General features: G+C 66.0%; 17 protein-coding genes and 1 pseudogene. 8 read left to right on the top strand and 10 right to left on the bottom strand.

The features are described 5' to 3' along the window. Positions 1-56: 56 nt before the first annotated feature. From ACZ7CH_RS20505 to ACZ7CH_RS20490, 4 genes are read left to right on the top strand one after another with little or no spacing between them, the layout of a single operon-like run. A complete protein-coding gene (locus ACZ7CH_RS20505; RefSeq protein ID WP_470374598.1) occupies positions 57-533 on the top strand; it encodes a hypothetical protein in 477 nt (158 codons plus the stop codon). Then, a complete protein-coding gene (locus ACZ7CH_RS20500) occupies positions 530-994 on the top strand; it encodes a DUF7665 family protein (protein WP_470374597.1) in 465 nt (154 codons plus the stop codon). The genes ACZ7CH_RS20505 and ACZ7CH_RS20500 overlap by 4 nt, the downstream gene beginning before the upstream one ends. Continuing rightward, positions 991-1494: a hypothetical protein gene (locus tag ACZ7CH_RS20495; protein ID WP_470374596.1), complete on the top strand. Its 504-nt coding sequence runs from the start codon at positions 991-993 to the stop codon at positions 1492-1494. The genes ACZ7CH_RS20500 and ACZ7CH_RS20495 overlap by 4 nt, the downstream gene beginning before the upstream one ends. Continuing rightward, positions 1491-2879 (top strand): hypothetical protein, encoded by a 1389-nt coding sequence (locus ACZ7CH_RS20490; protein WP_470374595.1) that lies wholly within the window; start codon positions 1491-1493, stop codon positions 2877-2879. The genes ACZ7CH_RS20495 and ACZ7CH_RS20490 overlap by 4 nt, the downstream gene beginning before the upstream one ends. A 344-nt stretch (positions 2880-3223) precedes the next feature. Here the strand turns inward: ACZ7CH_RS20490 and ACZ7CH_RS20485 are convergent, their stop codons facing one another. Then, entirely contained in the window at positions 3224-3820 is a 597-nt protein-coding gene (locus ACZ7CH_RS20485; protein WP_470374594.1) for a hypothetical protein, read from the bottom strand. A gap of 488 nt (positions 3821-4308) precedes the next feature. Between ACZ7CH_RS20485 and ACZ7CH_RS20480 the strand changes: the two are divergent. After that, a pseudogene (locus ACZ7CH_RS20480) lies at positions 4309-4506 on the top strand (short-chain dehydrogenase); the annotation flags it as partial. A 114-nt stretch (positions 4507-4620) separates the two neighbouring features. Next, entirely contained in the window at positions 4621-5022 is a 402-nt protein-coding gene (locus tag ACZ7CH_RS20475; protein WP_470374593.1) for an MmcQ/YjbR family DNA-binding protein, read from the top strand. Between the two features lie 4 nt (positions 5023-5026). Here ACZ7CH_RS20475 and ACZ7CH_RS20470 read toward each other — a convergent pair whose 3' ends face one another. Both ACZ7CH_RS20470 and ACZ7CH_RS20465 read right to left on the bottom strand, forming a co-directional pair. Then, positions 5027-5191 (bottom strand): hypothetical protein, encoded by a 165-nt coding sequence (locus ACZ7CH_RS20470; protein WP_470374592.1) that lies wholly within the window; start codon positions 5189-5191, stop codon positions 5027-5029. A gap of 392 nt (positions 5192-5583) precedes the next feature. Next, positions 5584-8496 carry a tetratricopeptide repeat protein gene (locus tag ACZ7CH_RS20465; RefSeq protein ID WP_470374591.1) on the bottom strand — a complete coding sequence of 971 codons (2913 nt, stop codon included), beginning with the start codon at positions 8494-8496 and terminating at the stop codon, positions 5584-5586. Positions 8497-9076: 580 nt separating this feature from the next. Here ACZ7CH_RS20465 and ACZ7CH_RS20460 point away from each other — a divergent pair. Both ACZ7CH_RS20460 and ACZ7CH_RS20455 read left to right on the top strand, forming a co-directional pair. Beyond that, positions 9077-9436 carry a hypothetical protein gene (locus tag ACZ7CH_RS20460; RefSeq protein WP_470374590.1) on the top strand — a complete coding sequence of 120 codons (360 nt, stop codon included), beginning with the start codon at positions 9077-9079 and terminating at the stop codon, positions 9434-9436. 76 nt (positions 9437-9512) lie between these two features. After that, entirely contained in the window at positions 9513-9641 is a 129-nt protein-coding gene (locus ACZ7CH_RS20455) for a hypothetical protein (protein ID WP_470374589.1), read from the top strand. 16 nt (positions 9642-9657) lie between these two features. On the opposite strand, the gene ACZ7CH_RS20450 is transcribed toward ACZ7CH_RS20455, so the two are convergent. From ACZ7CH_RS20450 to ACZ7CH_RS20420, 7 genes are all read right to left on the bottom strand, one after another. Further along, positions 9658-11775, bottom strand: a complete 2118-nt coding sequence (locus ACZ7CH_RS20450) for a hypothetical protein (protein WP_470374588.1) — start codon at positions 11773-11775, stop codon at positions 9658-9660. 36 nt (positions 11776-11811) lie between these two features. After that, positions 11812-13992, bottom strand: coding sequence for an ATP-binding protein (locus tag ACZ7CH_RS20445; protein WP_470374587.1), 2181 nt, complete (start codon positions 13990-13992; stop codon positions 11812-11814). Further along, entirely contained in the window at positions 13989-14618 is a 630-nt protein-coding gene (locus ACZ7CH_RS20440) for a hypothetical protein (RefSeq protein WP_470374586.1), read from the bottom strand. The genes ACZ7CH_RS20445 and ACZ7CH_RS20440 overlap by 4 nt, the downstream gene beginning before the upstream one ends. A 302-nt stretch (positions 14619-14920) precedes the next feature. After that, a complete protein-coding gene (locus ACZ7CH_RS20435) occupies positions 14921-15454 on the bottom strand; it encodes a vitamin K epoxide reductase family protein (protein ID WP_470374585.1) in 534 nt (177 codons plus the stop codon). Then, positions 15451-16128 (bottom strand): DsbA family protein, encoded by a 678-nt coding sequence (locus ACZ7CH_RS20430; RefSeq protein ID WP_470374584.1) that lies wholly within the window; start codon positions 16126-16128, stop codon positions 15451-15453. Before ACZ7CH_RS20430 ends, ACZ7CH_RS20435 begins: the two co-directional genes overlap by 4 nt. 63 nt (positions 16129-16191) lie before the next feature. Then, positions 16192-16563 carry a hypothetical protein gene (locus ACZ7CH_RS20425; protein WP_470374583.1) on the bottom strand — a complete coding sequence of 124 codons (372 nt, stop codon included), beginning with the start codon at positions 16561-16563 and terminating at the stop codon, positions 16192-16194. Between the two features lie 31 nt (positions 16564-16594). Continuing rightward, positions 16595-16732 (bottom strand): hypothetical protein, encoded by a 138-nt coding sequence (locus tag ACZ7CH_RS20420; RefSeq protein WP_470374582.1) that lies wholly within the window; start codon positions 16730-16732, stop codon positions 16595-16597. Positions 16733-16969 lie beyond the last annotated feature (237 nt).

Here is a 16969-nt window from a genome sequence, read left to right as displayed (position 1 = left end):
GGGTCAAGGATACCGGCAGTCGAGTGAACTCGTCTGCCAGTTGAAAGGAGTCAAGCATGCGGCTCTTCGTACACCGCGAGGAACACGCCAACCCCGAGACGATCGAGCTGGACGGGGCGTCCACTGTCGGAGACCTCATCGGACGGGCGGACCTGGGGAATGGCGATGCGGAAGCCACCGCCTGGCTGGAGGACGTCGACGAGTCGCTGGACCGCAGCGCCACGCTGGACGCAGCAGGCCTGACCGACGGCGCCCGCGTGCACGTGGCCCGGCGCAAGAAGATCGAGGTCAGCGTTCGCTACGCAGGCGAGACGAAGACCAGGGGCTTCGGGCCGAACGTCCACGTGCAGCGGGTGTTCAGGTGGGCGGTGGGCGAGTCCGGGTTCGACCTGCCGGCCACCGAGCGGGCCAAGCACACGCTGGCGGTGTGCGGTGCGGAGACCGAGGCTGACCGGTACGCCCACGTCGGTTCGCTGGCGTCGGACGGGCGATTGTGCTTCGACCTGGCTCCGAAGGCCCGGTACCAGGGATGACTCCTGACGAACGGGCCGTGCTGGCTCACCTGGACTCCGCCCGATTCCAAGCGGCGGTCGCGGCGGGGCGCTGGCGGGTCGTCGACTTCGGCTGGCCCGTCCTCGTCGTCGCGGTCGCGGCGGCTCCTCGGCCGGGTGGGCCGGACGAGATCGCTCTGCGCATGGACCTGACCGGCTACCCCCAGCAGGCGCCGACGGCAGAGCCGTGGGACCTGAGTACGGGAGGCCAGCTCGCGGCAGGTCGACGTCCCAGGGGCGAAGGTGTCGGGATGGTGTTCCGGATGGACTGGGAGGCCGGCCGGGCGCTGTACGCACCCTTCGACAGGGTCGCGCTGGCGGGGCACGCCGACTGGCCGAACCGGTACCCAGGCGACATGTGGACTCCAGACCGCGACCTCACGTTCTTCCTGGGAAAGGTCCACACGATGCTCAACGACGACGACTACCTGGGGGCAGCGTGATCCGCGAGCGGCTCTTCGGGAGGAGTGCACGTCTCCGGATCAGCCGCCGCACGTGGCGGCGGCTGATCCGGGGGCTGGGGGAGCGCGCGGGCGGTCGTCGTGAGGCTGGCGCGTTCCTCCTCGGCGACCGCGACTCAGCGCCGAGGACGGTCCGGCGTGTCGTGTTCTACGACGACCTGGACCCGAACTCCTTGACCGGTGCCATCACCTTCGGGTTCGAGGGCTTCCCGAGGTTGTGGGAACTCTGCGACCGCGAGCGGTTGCGCGTGATCGGTGACGTGCACACCCACTTCAACGGCGACGTCTGGCAGAGCCACACCGACGCCGCCAACCCGATGATCGCCAGGAGGGAACACGTGGCACTGATCGTTCCCGACCTCGCCTCCCACCCCGTCCACGCGAAGGAGGTCGGCGTGCACCGGTACCTGGGCGACGACGGGTGGTCGAGCAGCACGGGCAAGGACGCCAAAGCCGCCCTGTACATCGGATGGTGGGCGTGACCATCCCGACGTCGGACACACTGCACCGGACCCTGAAGCTGGAACTGGACGAGGGACGCGCCCGGAACGTCGAGGAGGCTTGGCGACTCGTGGAGCGCTACCGCCTTCAGATCGCCGTCGGTCCCGCGATCACCGGCTCCCGGACGCTCCAGGCGGCCCTGCTCACCGCCGTGGCGACAGGCGTACGAGCCTTTCCGGGCGGAGTTCACGTCGTCACGGATGCCGACCCTGTGCTGTCGGCGGGCTGGGCCAACGGGCTCGGCCTCACCGACGCGGTACGCCGCTTCGGCGGTCGTGTGGTGACCGCTCTCGACACGTCGGTGCCCGTGTTGCGCATCGGCACACCGCCGGACATGGCTCCGCGTCACGAGATCGACGTGACCCTCACCTGGGAGGGATGGGCGGCCGGACTGGTGCCCACCGGTGGCCCACGGCTGGCCGAGTCGCGGGAGTTCCCGCTCTCCGGCGTGGCCGCCGCATCCCTGGCGGTGTGCGAGCTCTTCCAGCACGCCAGGGGCGACAGCAGGGCGGGGCGCCGCGCGCTGGGCATCTCGTTGTGGGAACCGGGCGTGCCGTGGCAGAACCCGGAGGCCGTCGGCGAGACGTGCGAGATCCTGCCGACGAGGCTGTGGCTGATCGGCCTCGGGCACCTCGGCCAGGCGTACGGGTGGAGCCTCGGCATGCTCCCGTACGCGAACCCGGCGGAGGTCGTGTTGTTCTTGCAGGACACCGACTCCGTGGTCGAAGCGAACATCAGCACCGGGCTGCTCAGCGAGCCCGCCGACATCGGCACCTTGAAAACGAGGGTGGTCGGGGGCCGCTTGGAGGCTGCTGGCTTCACCACCCGGCTGATCGAGCGAGCCTTCGACGAGGACACGCGTCCCCAGGGCGCCGACCCGAGCTGGGCCCTCGGCGGGCTCGACAACCGCGCGGCGCGTCAGTGGGCCGCGTCCGCGGGGTTCGGGCGCTACGTCGACGCGGGCATCGGCGACACCGCGGACACCTACTACGACGTGCTCGTCCAGTCGTTCCCGTCCGGGCAGACGACCGACCAGGCGTTCCCTCCTCCGGCAGCTCCGCGAACTGTGGCGGCGCCTGCGTACGACGAGCTGGTGGCCGACGGCGTCCGTTCCGGCCAGACCGAAGCCGAGGCGCGATGCGGTGTCGTCGCGATCGCAGGCCGAGCGGTCGGCGCCTCGTTCGTCGGTACCGCGACTGCGGCCCTCGTGCTGGCGCAGCTCGTCCGAGAGCTGAACACCGGTGAGGCCTGCGCCGAGGTGATCAGCTTCAACCTCCGCGCACCCGAGTTCACGGAACGGGTCGCGAACACGCGAGCCGGCGGTGTGAACCCAGGCTTCACGAATGACCTGATGCCATCCGGTTGACTTGTGGAACTGAGGCTTGCGGTTCGGAACGGTCAGAGGCGGCTCGCCGGAGTCGTCCGGCGATACAGATTCGGCGAGGTGTTCGGGAGGTGACTTCGGTGCCACGTGGCACCGCCCGATCCGGGGCGTGACCAAGTCCGGCGCGCCGGACTTGGTCACGAGGCCTGACGCGCGCAGACGAACCTTCAACGGGGCGTGTGACGCCGCATTGGTCGCTTGCGGCAAGCCGGACAAAGGTGTCCGGTGTGGTGCTCCCGCTGCGTGTGGGCATGGACCTGCGGTCGCCATGCGGGAAGCACCTCAGATCTGGGTGTGATCCGCCACGCCTCAACGCCAGTGGCGGGCTACTGATCCAGAGTTTCCGGGAATCCGGTAGGTCCAGGCAGGGTGGCTCGTGCCCAGCTCTCGCCCAGCAGCCCGTCGAGCTTCAGGGCGTAGAGGAAGAGCAGGTTCGCGTCTTCCTCGAGGTCCTTCAGGGACCCGATGAGCTGAGCGCCATCGTCTCGCCGGTAGAACCTGGATCTGAGCACTCCGCAGCCCGCATAGTTCCACCAGTACGCGTGAATGACGTTGTCACGCCGCTCCTTGATCCGGTTCTCCTCTGCCCAGTCGAGGATGCGCTTGAGTTCGTCACGACGCTTGTCAGCACCCGTGCACTCAGAGACCAGTCCTTTGTGGAGGTCGCTCCAGGTCTTGTCGACCAGAGAGAACTTGCTGTCGTCGCGTCGCAGCAGCAGGAGCAGCCGTTTCATCGAGGTCTCGACGTGCCCGCCTGCGACGGTGACCGCGCCGACCAGGTGGTACAGCTGCCGCCGGAACTCCTGATCCTCGGCGGTGGGGCCTCCGTACCTGGAGACCCGCAGCGTCGCCATGTTGATCTCGCTCATCGAGCCCGGCACCGTCATGTCAAAGGTGATCGGTGCCGAACCGTCGATGTCCATTGTGGTGCGGTAGTGGTGTCCGGGCAGACCCGGAGGCGGCGGAACGCTCGTCATGGTCTCGATGATCGCAGAGCACTCCGTTGAGCTCGGTTGTCGGCCGACCTCGATGAGTTCTTCGGGTCCGGCGTCCTCGACGACTTGGAGCCAACGACCGGCACGATCGGTTCGACCATGCCGCCCCAGCGAGTGGTGGCTTCCCGGATGGCGCATTGAGAGGCGCGCCGGTTACCGGCGCGGATTAGGCATGCGGGCCGTGCGGGTAATAGATCGACTCGCACAACCGTGGGCCGGAGTGTCCACCCGTAGTCATAAGGCGAAAAGCTCACCGCCTCGGGCGGTGAAGGACGCAGCGCCACGCTGACGTCAGCTGCTCGGGCCTTGCACCTGGGGTCGGAATCGTCCGTACAGGCGGCCCCTCAAGCGACGGGGAGGCGGAGACATAACTATGAACACGTCGAGCATCGGCAGCTGCCGCGTCAACCCCGGTCCTGCCCGCCTACGGCGCCACGAAGCGCGACGTCAACAGCCTCACCGAGAGCGCCGCCGCTACGTGGCGAAGGAGGGCATCAGGGGCAACGGCATCACCCCCCGGCGGCACCGCGATGGCGATGATCGGTCAGTGGGGGCCGCGACCCCCCGGCGTCATCGCGCACTACAACGCCTCAAGCCCGCTCGGCAGGATGGCCGAACCGCGCGAGGTGGGCGAGGTGGCGGCCTGGCTGCTCAGCGACAGGGCATCGATGGTGAAACGGGGCGATCATGCCCGTGGATGGGGGAGCGGGCGCGTAGCGTTGTGCGCCGTGAACGATCGTGCGGACGTGCCGGACCGGGTCCTGGACGAGGTGCGGGCCATCTGCGCCGCGCTGCCGGAGGCCACCGAGCAAGCGGCGTGGGTGGGCATCCGGTGGAGCATCCGCAACCGCAGCTTCGTGCACGTCTTCACGGCGCATCCCGGTGAGACCGGGGTATACAGCCGGGCCGCCGAACTCACCGAACCAACAGTGATCATGACGTTCCGCGCCCAGCCCGAGGAGTTCGACGCCCTGGCCGGAGCCGGGGAGCCGTTCTTCCGGGCGGCGTGGGGCAAGGACGTGGTCGGGCTGAAGGTGCTGCCGGACGTGGACTGGGACGAGGTGCGGGAGTTGCTGACTGAGAGCTACCGCGTGCTGGCGCCGGCGAAGCTCGTGAAGCTGCTCGGTTGAGCGGTCAGGGCTCGCGGGTGCTGGGGACGGCGGTCCACGTCCGCTCGTGGCGATTGGCGGTGATCTCGGCGAGTGCCTGGTTCACGGCGGCGGCGGCGGACGGTTGCTTGCGCGGGTGGTTCCTGGTCAGCAGGGCGGACATCGCGGAGGCGAGCGACTTGAACGCCACGTATTCGATGGATCTGTCGGACGTCTAGGGAATGGTCAGGCTGTAGGTCCGTTCGTCGTCGGCGAGCACTCGGCGGCTTGATCAACAAGTACGAACCCGCGGCCGCCTGACGCGCAGGTCAGACCGTCAAGCCTAGCTTTGACACCCCACAGGTTCGTGTTGCAGTAGACGGAAATTCCAATCCGCTGCGCAAAAAGTGTGAGGAGTACGCGAGTTGTGGGCACGCGAGTTGTTCCGCTGAGGCAAGTGTGGCCTATGTGAGCTAGCGGCACTCGCGCCACTCTTGGCCCGCAGTAGCGGCGCGGTCCTCAGCGCCGTCAGGCACCAGGGCGTCGGCGACGAGCACTTCGTACGTCTAGTGTTCTATGTGGAGCAATAGTCGTGGTGACGGGTCACTCCCCGGCGGTCTCGCTCTTCCAGGTCCGCAGCATCGCCCGCGCGAGAGCGGTGATCTCCGTCGACTTGTCGGACCCGTGCTTGCTGAGGCGTAGGACGAGGCGAAGTTCGAACATCGCTGCAGCCGAGTCGCCCAGCAGCTGATGGACGTGCGCGAGGTTCAGCCGGGCCATCAGCGCGTACTCGGAGCCTGGTCCGTGCACGTTCTCCAGGTGCGGTAGCAGATCAGTCAGCTCAGTCAGCGCCCTGGTCACGTCACCCTGCAGCACCAGGCAGGTCGCGGCCTTGGCCTGGGTGACCAGGGCGTCCGGGTGCCTGGCGCCGAACATCCGCTCTTGTGCGGCTGCGGCCGCACGCAGCTCGGCCTCCGCTTCGGGGTAGTGGCCCGCGGCGAACAGGGTGTCCGCGAGCTCGTGCCGGTCGTCCGCCTCGGAGCGTGGGGGTGCGCCTTGTGCCACCGCGATCGCACGTCGCTCGGCCACCGCGGCCGCGAGATCGCCCTCCGCCATGAGCACGTGGACCAGCAGGCTTCGTGCTATGAGCGCGTCGTGGTGGTTCTCGTCGATCTGGTGCCACGCGGACACGACGGCCCTGAGTTCGGCCGCCGCGGCCACGGCGTCGCCGTGCTCCAGCGCCAGACCTGCCAGTTCGGCCCTGGTGACCAGGGTGTTGGGGTGATCGGGTCCCTGGAGTTCGGTCTCGATCGCGAGCAGGTCTTCGAACAGGGCACGCGCCCGCTCGCGATGGCCTCGGCGCAGCGCCAGGCCCGCGAGTTCGTGCCGGGAGGTGAGCGCGATAGGCGACTGTGGTCCGGCGGTTCTGCTCACCGCTTCCAGCACCTCGGTGAACTCGCGTTCCGCGAAGTCGAGATCGCCGAGGTCGAACCGGGTGCGCGCCTGTTCGTGGCGAGCCGCCAGCGTGTGCTCGTGTTCGGATCCGAGCACCGTGGTCATCATCGGCACGATGCTCGCGAACTCTCGTCGTGCGCCTTCGAGATCTCCCCGTGCCCGAAGCAGACGGGCCAGTTCGTGCTTGTGTGCGAGAACACGGGGATGGTCTTCGCCCAGTGTTTCGACGGCTTCGTCGGTGATGCGTCGGAACTGCGACTCAGCCTCGCCGTAGTGCCCGCGGTCCAGCTTGAGCAGTGCGCGGTTGTGGCGCGTGATGAGCACGTCCTCATGTGTGTCCGGCAGCTGCTTCAGCAGGAAGTCGAGTGAGAGGTCGTAAAACTCCTCGGCGGCCGTCCAGAGTCCGGCGGTTCTGGTGTACTCCGCCGCGCAGTAGGCCAGGCGTGCCTGGACGAGGTCGCCGTCACCCGCGGTGTGCGCCGTGTCGTCCGAGGTGAACGTGCAGTGGGGCAGGAGCAGTTGCCAGGTCGCCCGGTTTGCGTGATCTCGTGGGTCGTGTTCGTCCGCAGTCCTGCACAGGAGCGAAAGGCGAAGGCTTCGGTAGATCCGGATGCTGGTTGTGACGTCCGGTTGGATTTTGCTGATCTGCGCCAGGAGCGGGTGCAGGCTGAGCGTGTCCGTTCGTGCGGATGGCATCGCCGAGTGCTGGTGGTCGAGGAGTCCGCACGAGAGCAGGCCGTCGACCGCGTCTTCGAGGCCGTCGGAGTCGAGTTCGCCGAAGAGTGAGGGAGCGATCCTCAGGACGCTCGGCTTGAGGACTGCGGTAGGAACAGGCGCTGACGCGAAGAACGACAGCAGACGGAACACCGGCCGGGCCGCGGTCACGCCCTGGGAGTCCAGCAGGTCCAGAGACTTCTCCCAGGTGCGGGCCAGCACCTCATCGCTCGGCACCCGGCGGCCGAGGGCCGAGATCGTGACGGCGAACTCCGCGTCGAGCGCGGCGGCGTAGCCGGCGAAAGTCCTGGCGTGCCGCGATTCCGGCAACGCCGGCCCGGCGCTCGTGCGCGCCAGGTAGCGGCCAACGAGCATGAGCGCCAGCGGAAGGCCACCGAGCCGGTCGGCCAGGACCTCGGCGTCGGACGCGCTGCCTGCCTCGGGGGCGAGGTCGGTGAGGACGGCGGCGCCGTCAGCCGAGGTGATTGGGAGGAGCTGGTGTAGGACAGCGTTCGGCGACCAGCGCGGCGGCCGGTGGTCGCGAGTGGTCACCAGCAGTGTGTTCCCGCCCGGCGGCTCGCGGATCCATCCTTCGAGCAGGGACGGATCGTCCGCGTTGTCGACCACCAGCAGCCATGGCGTAGGCCGGGAGCCCAGGGTATGCCAGAGGAAGTCCTGCGCGGACTCGCCACGGCTCCACACCTCGCGGGCCTCGGCGCGGTTCGCACCCGCCTGCACGGCAACCTCGAACAAACCCGCCACCAGAGTTGCGCGCGTGGAGCCGTCCACCCACCAGACGGTGCGATGGTCACGCACCTGTTCTGTGGTCGCGCGGGCCAGCGCGCTCTTGCCGCACCCGCCGGTTCCTCGCAGCACCACTGATCCGCCGGTCGTGCCCACCAGGCAGACCAACTCGGCCAGCAGGTCGTCCCGGCCGCGCAGGCGGTGCCCCACCAGGTTGGCTGGCACTGCGGCGGACAGGTCGCTCGCCTCGAACCGGCCTGGTCCGGTCGACGCCTGCCGTTCGAGGGCGCGCTCGACCCGCCGCTCGTGGTCCTGCTTGATGCGCAGGATCAGCTCTCGCGTGTAGTGAAGCGGTTGTTTGTCGATCTTCGTGTGGTCGTCTCCGCACAGGAGGATCAGGTTCTCGTAGTGGTCGACCACGTCCGGATCGCACTCGCCGTGCCGGGCACTGGTCGGTTCCTTCCCCGCGATGTGCGCCTGCTCGCCGAGGATCGCCTCGTGGTCGAGCGGTGTCCGCTCCGCGATCAGCGTTGTGCCGCACATCGCACACCGGCCGCCCGAACGCCCCCAAAGGAGCTTACGGTCAAGGTCGCGGGTGGCCACCCGTCCATCCTGCCGGAAAGCCGGCCACGCTACCGCCACTGTCACGGCTGGTTCACCTGGCAGATTCAGCCGAACCGCCGCTTGAGCCTGTCGTACTCGGCCTGGACACCGGCTGCACCGCGCCGTGCCGCGCGCGGTGCAGCTTGAAGCCTTTCGACGCGGTCCACGCGCCGGAGGCGAGGTCAGTTGCCTCGAAGGGCACGTAGCGGTGGGCGCCGTACTTGTCTATGAACATGTACCTACTTGTTCGCCGCGTTCGACTTGAACAACAGCGGGCCCTCACCGCGGCTGAGCGTGCTCCTGTCGACGCGCTCGGCCGACGCCGTAATTCGTGCTGAAGAGCGAGCCGGACTTCTCACCAAGGATGAACTTGCTGCACGGCGAGGAAGAGTTCTTGTTGCGTTCGTCTTGCTGTGGCGCAGGTCGATCGTCAGGTGCACGCGCAGGGCTTGCCAGCACTGTTGCGTTCAGGGCGTGGTGGCGAGCGTGCCGTGGCACGGAAACTACGGGTGGTGTGTTGGAAGCGATGGCGTGTGGTGTTTCGGTGATCGTCTTGTAGGTCGACGGACAGACCGCGGCCGTGGTCGGGATCGCCGCGCAGCTCGGGTGGACCGTGCCTGTCCTGACCAACGCCGTCAGCTACGACCCGGCGATCATGCGGTCTCCGGTCGCGGCAGCGTTCGCGAAGCAAGTGTTGATCGCAGCGTCTGTCGCACCGTGGAGTGCAGAGGTGGAAGGCGCTCGCGAACTCCGGCAAGCCTTCCAGCAACGCTTTCCTGATGAGGAAGGCACGATGAACACCGTCCACGGCTACACGGTGGCGATGGTCTACGTCGCGGTGATGGAGAGGGCCTGTGCCAAGAAGGACCTCAGTCGTGGGACGTTGCAGGTTAAGGAGAGGCTCTTCGAGTCCGAACTGGTGAGACTCAAGGGCTGGTAGCGGCTCGCGCGGAGGCGGTCGCGGTGCCGGAGACGCTCAGCCACGGCCTGTTTTCATCACCGGTACGTCGAGCGGCATGGGTCATGAGCTGATGTTCCAGTTCGTCCAGCGGGGCTGGAACGTCGCCGCGACCATGCGTGACGTCTCCGTGGCGGACCCGGCGTGGGCCGACTTGTCGCAGGTCGTCGTCTGTTCGAGCCTGTAGGATGGGCGTGGCAAGCCTATCTCATTTCTGAAGGTTTGGTTCGGCTTCCGGGTATTCCAACGGTGACGATGTGCCTGGCGATCGGGTCGCCAGGCACATCGAACACCGTGTGGCCTATGAGCGCGCTCAGGTGCGGCGGTGCCCCGGTGGGGTCGAACGCCTTGTGTCGTAGTGATACCAGGAATCCGATTCGTATGTCAGAGGCTTGATAGGTAACCGCCTGGTTGAGGTATGCCTTCTTGTCACTCAAGGGTTTTCTTAATGAATCCGCCTTCATTTCGATGTGGATGCCGAAGCCGCTGAATTTCAGTCGCAAGTCGATCCGTCCGCCGCCAACGTGTTGAACCTCGTACTCGGTAATCGCACCGTGACTACTTGATCTCAGGTAGTCAAGGAGATCTTGGTGGACGTGCTTCTCGACGGACGCGGGGTCGAACAAATAAGGGTACAGGTCAGACTGGCCGTTGAGTCTCGAGCTTGTGAACTGGATGATGAGCCGAAGAACATCATCCACTGCATCTCTCGGTTCGCCGATGTAGTCAGGGCTGGATTCCAGGCGAGATTGGATATTCGAGTAGACTTCTGCTTCGATCAGGTTCAAGCTATGCCTGCCGATGGTGGCATTACTGATTATTTTTGCCAGTTCAGCAAGCGCCGTGGGTGATAGGTCAACGAGTTCGATAGCCGCTGCGGATCCTGCTGGAACGAGTCGGCTTAGAGGCTGCGGCAGCGACGCGGTCGCCGTGCCGCTATCACCTTTTCCCGGGTCTGCACCGGCCATCGCTTGCGACTTGGCCGCGCGGAGAACGGCTTGGGCTACGGCCAGCTTCTCGGTTAACTCACGTCCGCGGTCGCCTACGGCCGACGCGGCTTCTTCCTGCAGTGCGTACGTGTGATCCTCTAGGTTACTCAAAAGACCTGCGGTCCTCGCGAAACCCGATTCGATGACCGGCTGGACCAGTCGGAGTAAGCCGTCCAGATCTTCCCGGTGGGACACAACCGCTGTAGATCGTGAACCTAAGTAGATCTGGAGCAGGTTGTCGACGACAACCTCCGCCTTGTAGAAGCTGTCTCGCTTGAACTGCTCTCGAAGTCTCCCCAGATCGTCAGCTAGGTGGTTCCACGCGAGCAGCGCTGCGCGCTTCGGATCTCCATACCAGTGGTTCAAGCCCATAGACGCAACGTTGATCCGGCGAACTCGCTCGGCCAGCTCGTCCAGCGCTCGGGGTTCTAGTTGAGGTGTCGACAGACCCTCCACCCTTGGCCGTGGCACGGCTTCATTGAGAAGTGAGCAGAGAACGTCGACCACCGTGAGGAGGACGCCGGCATCTTCGCGCTCGTAGGTGTCCCACGCGCGCTGCAAGTGTGATCCGGATGCTTCGAGTTTGCGGTGCATCGAGGGCAGGTCCGCGGCGCGGAGCGCGCTGACCAGTTCTATCCCCGCGAGCACCCATGAGGCATCAGAGGCTGTGTCTTCTGGATCGGCGCCTGCGCGGGTTCGACCGGTCGGCGCGTCGATGCCAGCGACGAGGCGCACAACAGATACGAGGTTCGCGGCATACGGCCAATGATCGACAGCGACTCCAACCGCTCGAACGACGGCGGTGCCGAGTGGTCTGGGCATCGGCGCGTCGAAGCGCTCAAGAAGCGCGAGCAGTGCGAACGGTGATCCGATCCCGCACAGTGCCAGCCGGGTACGGGCCTCGAGCGCACCCGCCGCTCGTAGTGCGGCGCGACTGTCCGGCTCCGCCAAACCGAGGAAGTCGTGGACAGCTGCTTCCAGTGCAGTAGCGAGGAGTGCTCCGACCTCGTTCAGTGCGGGCCCGCTGGTGATCAGCGCTTCCAGACTGTCGATGAGGATAGCCGGACTCGTTGTGGAGGTGACAGCGGAGGACACGCGGCGCATGGCTTCCGGATAGCTCTCGGTCCTACTGCCAGCATCGGCGGCCACTGCCGTGACCAACTGAACCAGTGGCGGGAGCACCGGACTGTCGGCCAGTTCCGCGGCGTCGCGGGCCAATCGTTCCCAACCACCAAGAGCCGCGAAGGCGTCCTCGACGGATGGCCGACCGCCGCCCGCCGAGAGGATTGCGGTCAGTTCTCCTTCCAAGGCGGTGGCGGTACCGCTGCTCATGACGCTCCTTTCGTCGGTAGCCTCCCACGCAGCCTCTCACCACACGTACGAGTTTCCCTCCGCGACGACCCGATTGGTTTCAGGAAGTAGCTCGACGAGTGGTGCGGCGTTCCGAGTGGCGACGAAGATCTGCATCTCGGCCTCGGCAGCAACCTCCTTCAGCGCCTTGACCATGGTGGCGAGGTCCTCCTCCGGCATCTCTTCCGCGGAAGGCGAGTCAAGTACGAGGAAGCCGGGGTGGCGGCCTACGCCACCCACGTAGCCGTGCTTGATGAGTGCGATGGCAGCCGCGATCTTGACCCGTAGCTTCTCGCCCTCGGTCAGCCCGGAGTAGATCTGTTTTACGCCGTTCTCCCGGAGCGCCAAGGTTGCCGCGCCGCTAAGGGTGAAGTCGCTGAGGTTGTCGGCGCCGAAGCTCCGAGTCAGGCGTTCGATGTCTGCGGAGATCTGACGCAGCATCGGGTCCTGGTCATCCTTCACCCACTTCTTGAGCACCTGCTCGGCTGCTTCCACAACGGCGAGTTGTACAGGGTCGATGGGATCGGCTGCCGTCGGATCGCTTGGTTGTGTGAGTGCTGCTAGAGCGCCTTCAGCGCGCGCCAGATCGAGTTCGAGTGCACGGCGATCACCCGCGGCTGTAAGCAGATCGTCTCCCGCGTCGACCCGAGCAGCAGCTTCATCCCGCTGTCCGGTCAACTCTGCGATCTCAACTTCCAGTGCTGCCAACGCCGCCTCGGCCGAAGCCGCCGCGCGCTCTGCCGCTTCGACGGCGTCCGACTGCGGGTCCTCGGCTTCCTGATGGGAGCCATTCCTTTCAGGTAGACCTGCCACCAAGGTGTTCGCGACGTCGTGAGGTACGGACGCGGCCACGATGACATCTGCCTGTAGTGCTTCGAGGTTCAGTTCACTGGAGCACACCGAACACTCGTGTTTGTCCGGCTCTGCTGCTTGTCGTTCCTGTGTGACCTGCGCCGCGCAACGCGGACAAACAGAGGGGCGCATGTGGTGGAAGAACCTCGCCGCGAGCGCGTCCTCGTACTTGGCATGCACCTGGGCCCTTACCGCTTTCAGCTGCTGACGTGCTGTCTCGGCCAGCGAAGTCTGCGCGATCCGTGCGGCCTCGAGCCGGTGCAACTTCCGCGAAACGTCAGAGGCACGGATTGCGGCGTCTAGCATCGCCTGGACGTCTGGCGCGTCGACAGGCAGCTCTCCGATCTTGGCCTTGATCTCTTCGACTGCCTTCTCTGCGGCTCTCCGACTGGCCTCCACCGCTTCACCCGCCGCTTGGGCCTTCTCCTTCGCGGCAGCCTGCGCGGTGGCCATACCGCGTCGTGCCGTCATTGCGGCGGCTTGTACCGGCGCCCAGTCCGTGCCGATGAACATCTGCATCATCCGCACGCCGATCGTCTGCTCGTTGCCGACGATTGGATCGAGCTGGTTCGCGCGGACGACGAACGAGCTGGAGTACGCGGGCCACGCATGCACTCGAGCCGCGGTGTCGGTCCAGACCGGGATGTTCTCCAAGCGCAGTCTGGCCATCATCAGAGAGCCCATGACACCCTCGAACTCGTCGCCGGCGAACTGCCCGAGGACCGTGAGTCTGGTGGTGGAGTCAGCCTCCTTCACACTCACCACTTGTCCTGTGGCCGATCCGTTTACAGCGTCGAACTCCACCCGGAGCTGTTCAGCCCCCATCTGCCAATCAACTTCGACGTGCTCGATCCAGCTGCGTACGTCGTTCTGGAACTTCGGGCATCGACCGGTCAGCGACCACATGAGAACGTTGAGGAGGGTTGACTTGCCACGGAGATTCCGCCCTGAGCCGATGCCGTTGACCCCAGGTTGAGGCGACCACTCGAAGCGGAAAGGGACGCGTGCCTTCGGGCCCTCCACCGCAGGAGACTCTGGTATTGCAGCAGCTTCCGCTGAACCAACTGTGTGCAGGCGTTCGTTCACGTCGGGTTTGACCCACTCGGGAAGGTCGGCTGCATCAACCAGCGGGTGCCCTTGCGCCTCAGTGTGGTTCGGGTTGAGCCACTTCGTTCCGCTGAAGTGGATGCGGATCGCACGGAGAGGTACCGGAACTGCCTTCGTGCCGAGAAGCGGGATGCGGAGCTTGGTCAGGATTTCGTCGACTTCATCGACGGTGAGAACGATCGAGCCGCCGGCACGACGCTTGGCCAGGACTGCAACGACCTCCTTGCTCAGGATGCTCATGCCTGCTCGACCTCCTCAGCAGCTGCCGTTGCTGCGGCGCTCATCGTGTCCAGCCGTTCACGCACTCGCGGAGCGATGGGCGCAATGTCCACCCCGAGCTCGGTGTCCGCGTAGGTGGCTTGTAGGTATTGGCGATCCTTCAACGCCTGACCGCCATCGTCTCCAGCTACCAACCCGACCAGCTTCACCTGCCGGGCGTACCACCCCAAGGTCGGATCCTTCGCGAGTTCAGCAGCTGCGGCGGCTCCTGTCGTCGTCAGGAAGAACTGGTTTCGCTTGCTCTTCCTGCCTGCCTGGCCCGTACGACGCAGTGTGGCGAGGCCGTACGTTTCCAACAGGGAGAACGCGTCATCTAGCTGCTCGTATGCGCCGAAGAACCAACGTGGCATCGGATACCAGCGCAGGTCAGGTTCCGGATCGTCCAGGAGTGACCGCGCCGTGATCAAGTGGCTCGAACCTGCCGCCCCTGCCTGCACCATCGTCAACAGCTCATCGGCGAGGTAGTCCGGATTTCGCAGCCAGAAGTCCATCGCTTGGAGGCGCAGCTCGCTACGGATGGATTTCACGGTGTCTGGGGGATCGCCGTCTACCGTCTGAACGCCACACCCGTCCAGCAGAGCCAGCAACCTGACGGCGTGCTGAGTCCGTGTGGCGGCTGGCCGACCTTTGATGCTGAGCTCCCGAACGGTAGTCGTCTCGTCCAATGTCGCATCCCCCAAAGCACCGTCACCCGAACGGGTTAAACCTTGAATACGCCGGCGGCAGTCGGCGTGTTCGCAGTGCTGGTGTAGCGCTCATGCGGCGCGTGACCAGGTTGTCAACCACATCGGACGATCACGACTACCCGTTACGGCCACTCCAGCCACTGGGGACAGCAGCTTCGCGCAGCCGGAGTGGTTCGGTTGCGAATGCTTCGTGCGTTGTGCGACTACCCCAGAGTGAGCCAGTAGTCCCAGAACGCTTGCAGGACCGCGATCATGATCATCAGGTACCAGATCGTGAGTCCTACGCCGTGGTACTTGCGCAGCAACGGAATGCGGAGGTTGTGCAGCGTGGTGTACCAGAAGACCGGGATCGTCACGGCCCAGACGACCATGCAGTACGGGCAGAGTGCGCCGATGACGTACAACGACTGGTAGATCAGCCAATGCACGAACACGACGCCGAACGTCACGCCCGCCTGCAGCCCGAGCCAGAACCACCGCGGCAACGACGCGCCGCCGAGCAGCACGGCGCCGATCGTGGCCACGACGGCGAACCCGGCGATGCCGAGCAGTGGGTTCGGGAAACCGAAGACCTCGGCCTGGTCGGTGCGCATGATCGAGCCGCAGCTCAGGATCGGGTCGATGCTGCAGGACGGGATGTAGTCGGGGTCCTTGAGCAGCGCGATCTTCTCGATGGTGAGGACGAGCGAGGCGGCCAGCCCGATCAGGCCGCCCACGCTCAGGATCCACCTGATCACTGGGTCAGGGCTTGGTCGATGGCCGCTTTGAGGCCGTCGTAGCTGGGCCTGCCGGTGAACTGGGTGCCGTTGATGAAGAACGTCGGGGTGCCGCGGACGCCGAGGGCGGTGCCGTCGGCGCGGTCCTTCACCACGCGGTCGAGCGTGGCGGGGTCGTCGAGGTCCTTCTCGAACTTCGCCATGTCGAGGCCGAGTTCGCGGGCGAAGCCGAGGAAGGTGTTGCGGTGGTCGACGCGCTGGTCGCCCCACGACTCCTGGGTCTCGTACATCTTGCGGTACATGGCTTCGAGCTTGTCCTGCTTGAACGCCGCCTCGACCGAGCGTGCGGCGAGCTCGGCGTTGCGGTGGCTGGGCACGGGGAAGTAGCGCATCACGAACGTGACGCGGTCGCCGTACTCCTCGCGCAGCTTCTCGACGCCGGGGTAGGCGGCGCGGCAGGCCTTGCACTCCAGGTCGAGGAACTCGACGACGGTGACCTTCGAGTCTGCGGGCGCGGACAGCTTGTGGCTGTCCGGCCTGACGAGCTTGTCGGCCGGGGCGCCGGCGGCCGGGCCCTGCACGGGGCCGTTGGCGGTGGGTGGCGAGTTGTCAGGGCGGGAGAGGAAGAAAACAGTGCCCACCACGGCGGCGACGACGGCCACGATGATGAGCGAGATCTTGGTGTTGGAGGTCATTGCACACTTCCACAGCTGAAGCGGATACGGGTAATAGGGGACAGCCGCGTGGGCTGCCCTCGATCACGTCCGCGACACGCAGAGCTGTGTCAGGGCCAGAGGTGAGGGAAACAGGGAACGGGCGTGCACCACACGCACCGGCGGGGCGCGCAGCCCGAGCAGCGTCGGTACGCGCGAGATGCCGAGGGCGAGCAGGAGTACCGCCGTGACGATGAGGCACAGATCGAGCGCGGTCTCCGGCTCGACTGGCAGGTCGTCGGCGACGAACGGAATAGAGGAGAGGTCTGTCTGCTGGACGGTGCTTACGCGGTCACAGCAGTCGCTGATGGCCGTACCGGCTCCGCACAGTGAGACCTGCAAGAACGCGATTCCCACCACGAACGCCAGCAGGAGCAGCCGGGAGGCTGCGGTGCGCTGCGGGCGGGTGGATCTCACGAGCACAGGTTAGCGAAGCCGGTACGGATGGTCAGCACGCGTCGCAGCAGCCGGATCCGCCCTTGTCGTTGCTCGCGATCGACAGGGACAGCGTCGCGGGCGTCACCGTCTTGGTCTCAGGTAGTGAGGTGATCTTGGCGGCGCGGATGGCGTTGACGATGACCAGCACCTCCGCGAGCTCACAGGCTGCGGCTGACTCAGATCTCCGCTACGCACCGTTGTCGGCAGAGATCATGAGAGGAAATGGCGAGGCGATTTTTGCGGATGGGTGGACGGAACTGTCGAAGATCGTAACGGCCTCATAGCTCTTTTGAGGGTCTGCTCAACCGCGTGGATGATCTTCCGCTCGTGGGAGGTGGGCAGGCTGGGCGGGACAGCAATTTCGGGACCGCACGCGGCGCGCCTG

The sequence above is a fragment of the Lentzea sp. NPDC037011 genome (assembly GCF_055607425.1).
The sequence above is the reverse complement of the archived record's forward strand: the minus strand, read 5'-3'. Positions and strand labels throughout refer to the sequence as shown.

Coding starts and splice junctions, on each gene's coding strand:
- ACZ7CH_RS20505 (WP_470374598.1), top strand. CDS start 57: ATGCGGCTCTTCGTACACCGCGAGGAACACGCCAACCCCGAGACGATC.
- ACZ7CH_RS20500 (WP_470374597.1), top strand. CDS start 530: ATGACTCCTGACGAACGGGCCGTGCTGGCTCACCTGGACTCCGCCCGA.
- ACZ7CH_RS20485 (WP_470374594.1), bottom strand. CDS start 3,820: ATGGACATCGACGGTTCGGCACCGATCACCTTTGACATGACGGTGCCG.
- ACZ7CH_RS20455 (WP_470374589.1), top strand. CDS start 9,513: ATGGGTCATGAGCTGATGTTCCAGTTCGTCCAGCGGGGCTGGAACGTC.
- ACZ7CH_RS20450 (WP_470374588.1), bottom strand. CDS start 11,775: ATGAGCAGCGGTACCGCCACCGCCTTGGAAGGAGAACTGACCGCAATC.
- ACZ7CH_RS20445 (WP_470374587.1), bottom strand. CDS start 13,992: ATGAGCATCCTGAGCAAGGAGGTCGTTGCAGTCCTGGCCAAGCGTCGT.
- ACZ7CH_RS20430 (WP_470374584.1), bottom strand. CDS start 16,128: ATGACCTCCAACACCAAGATCTCGCTCATCATCGTGGCCGTCGTCGCC.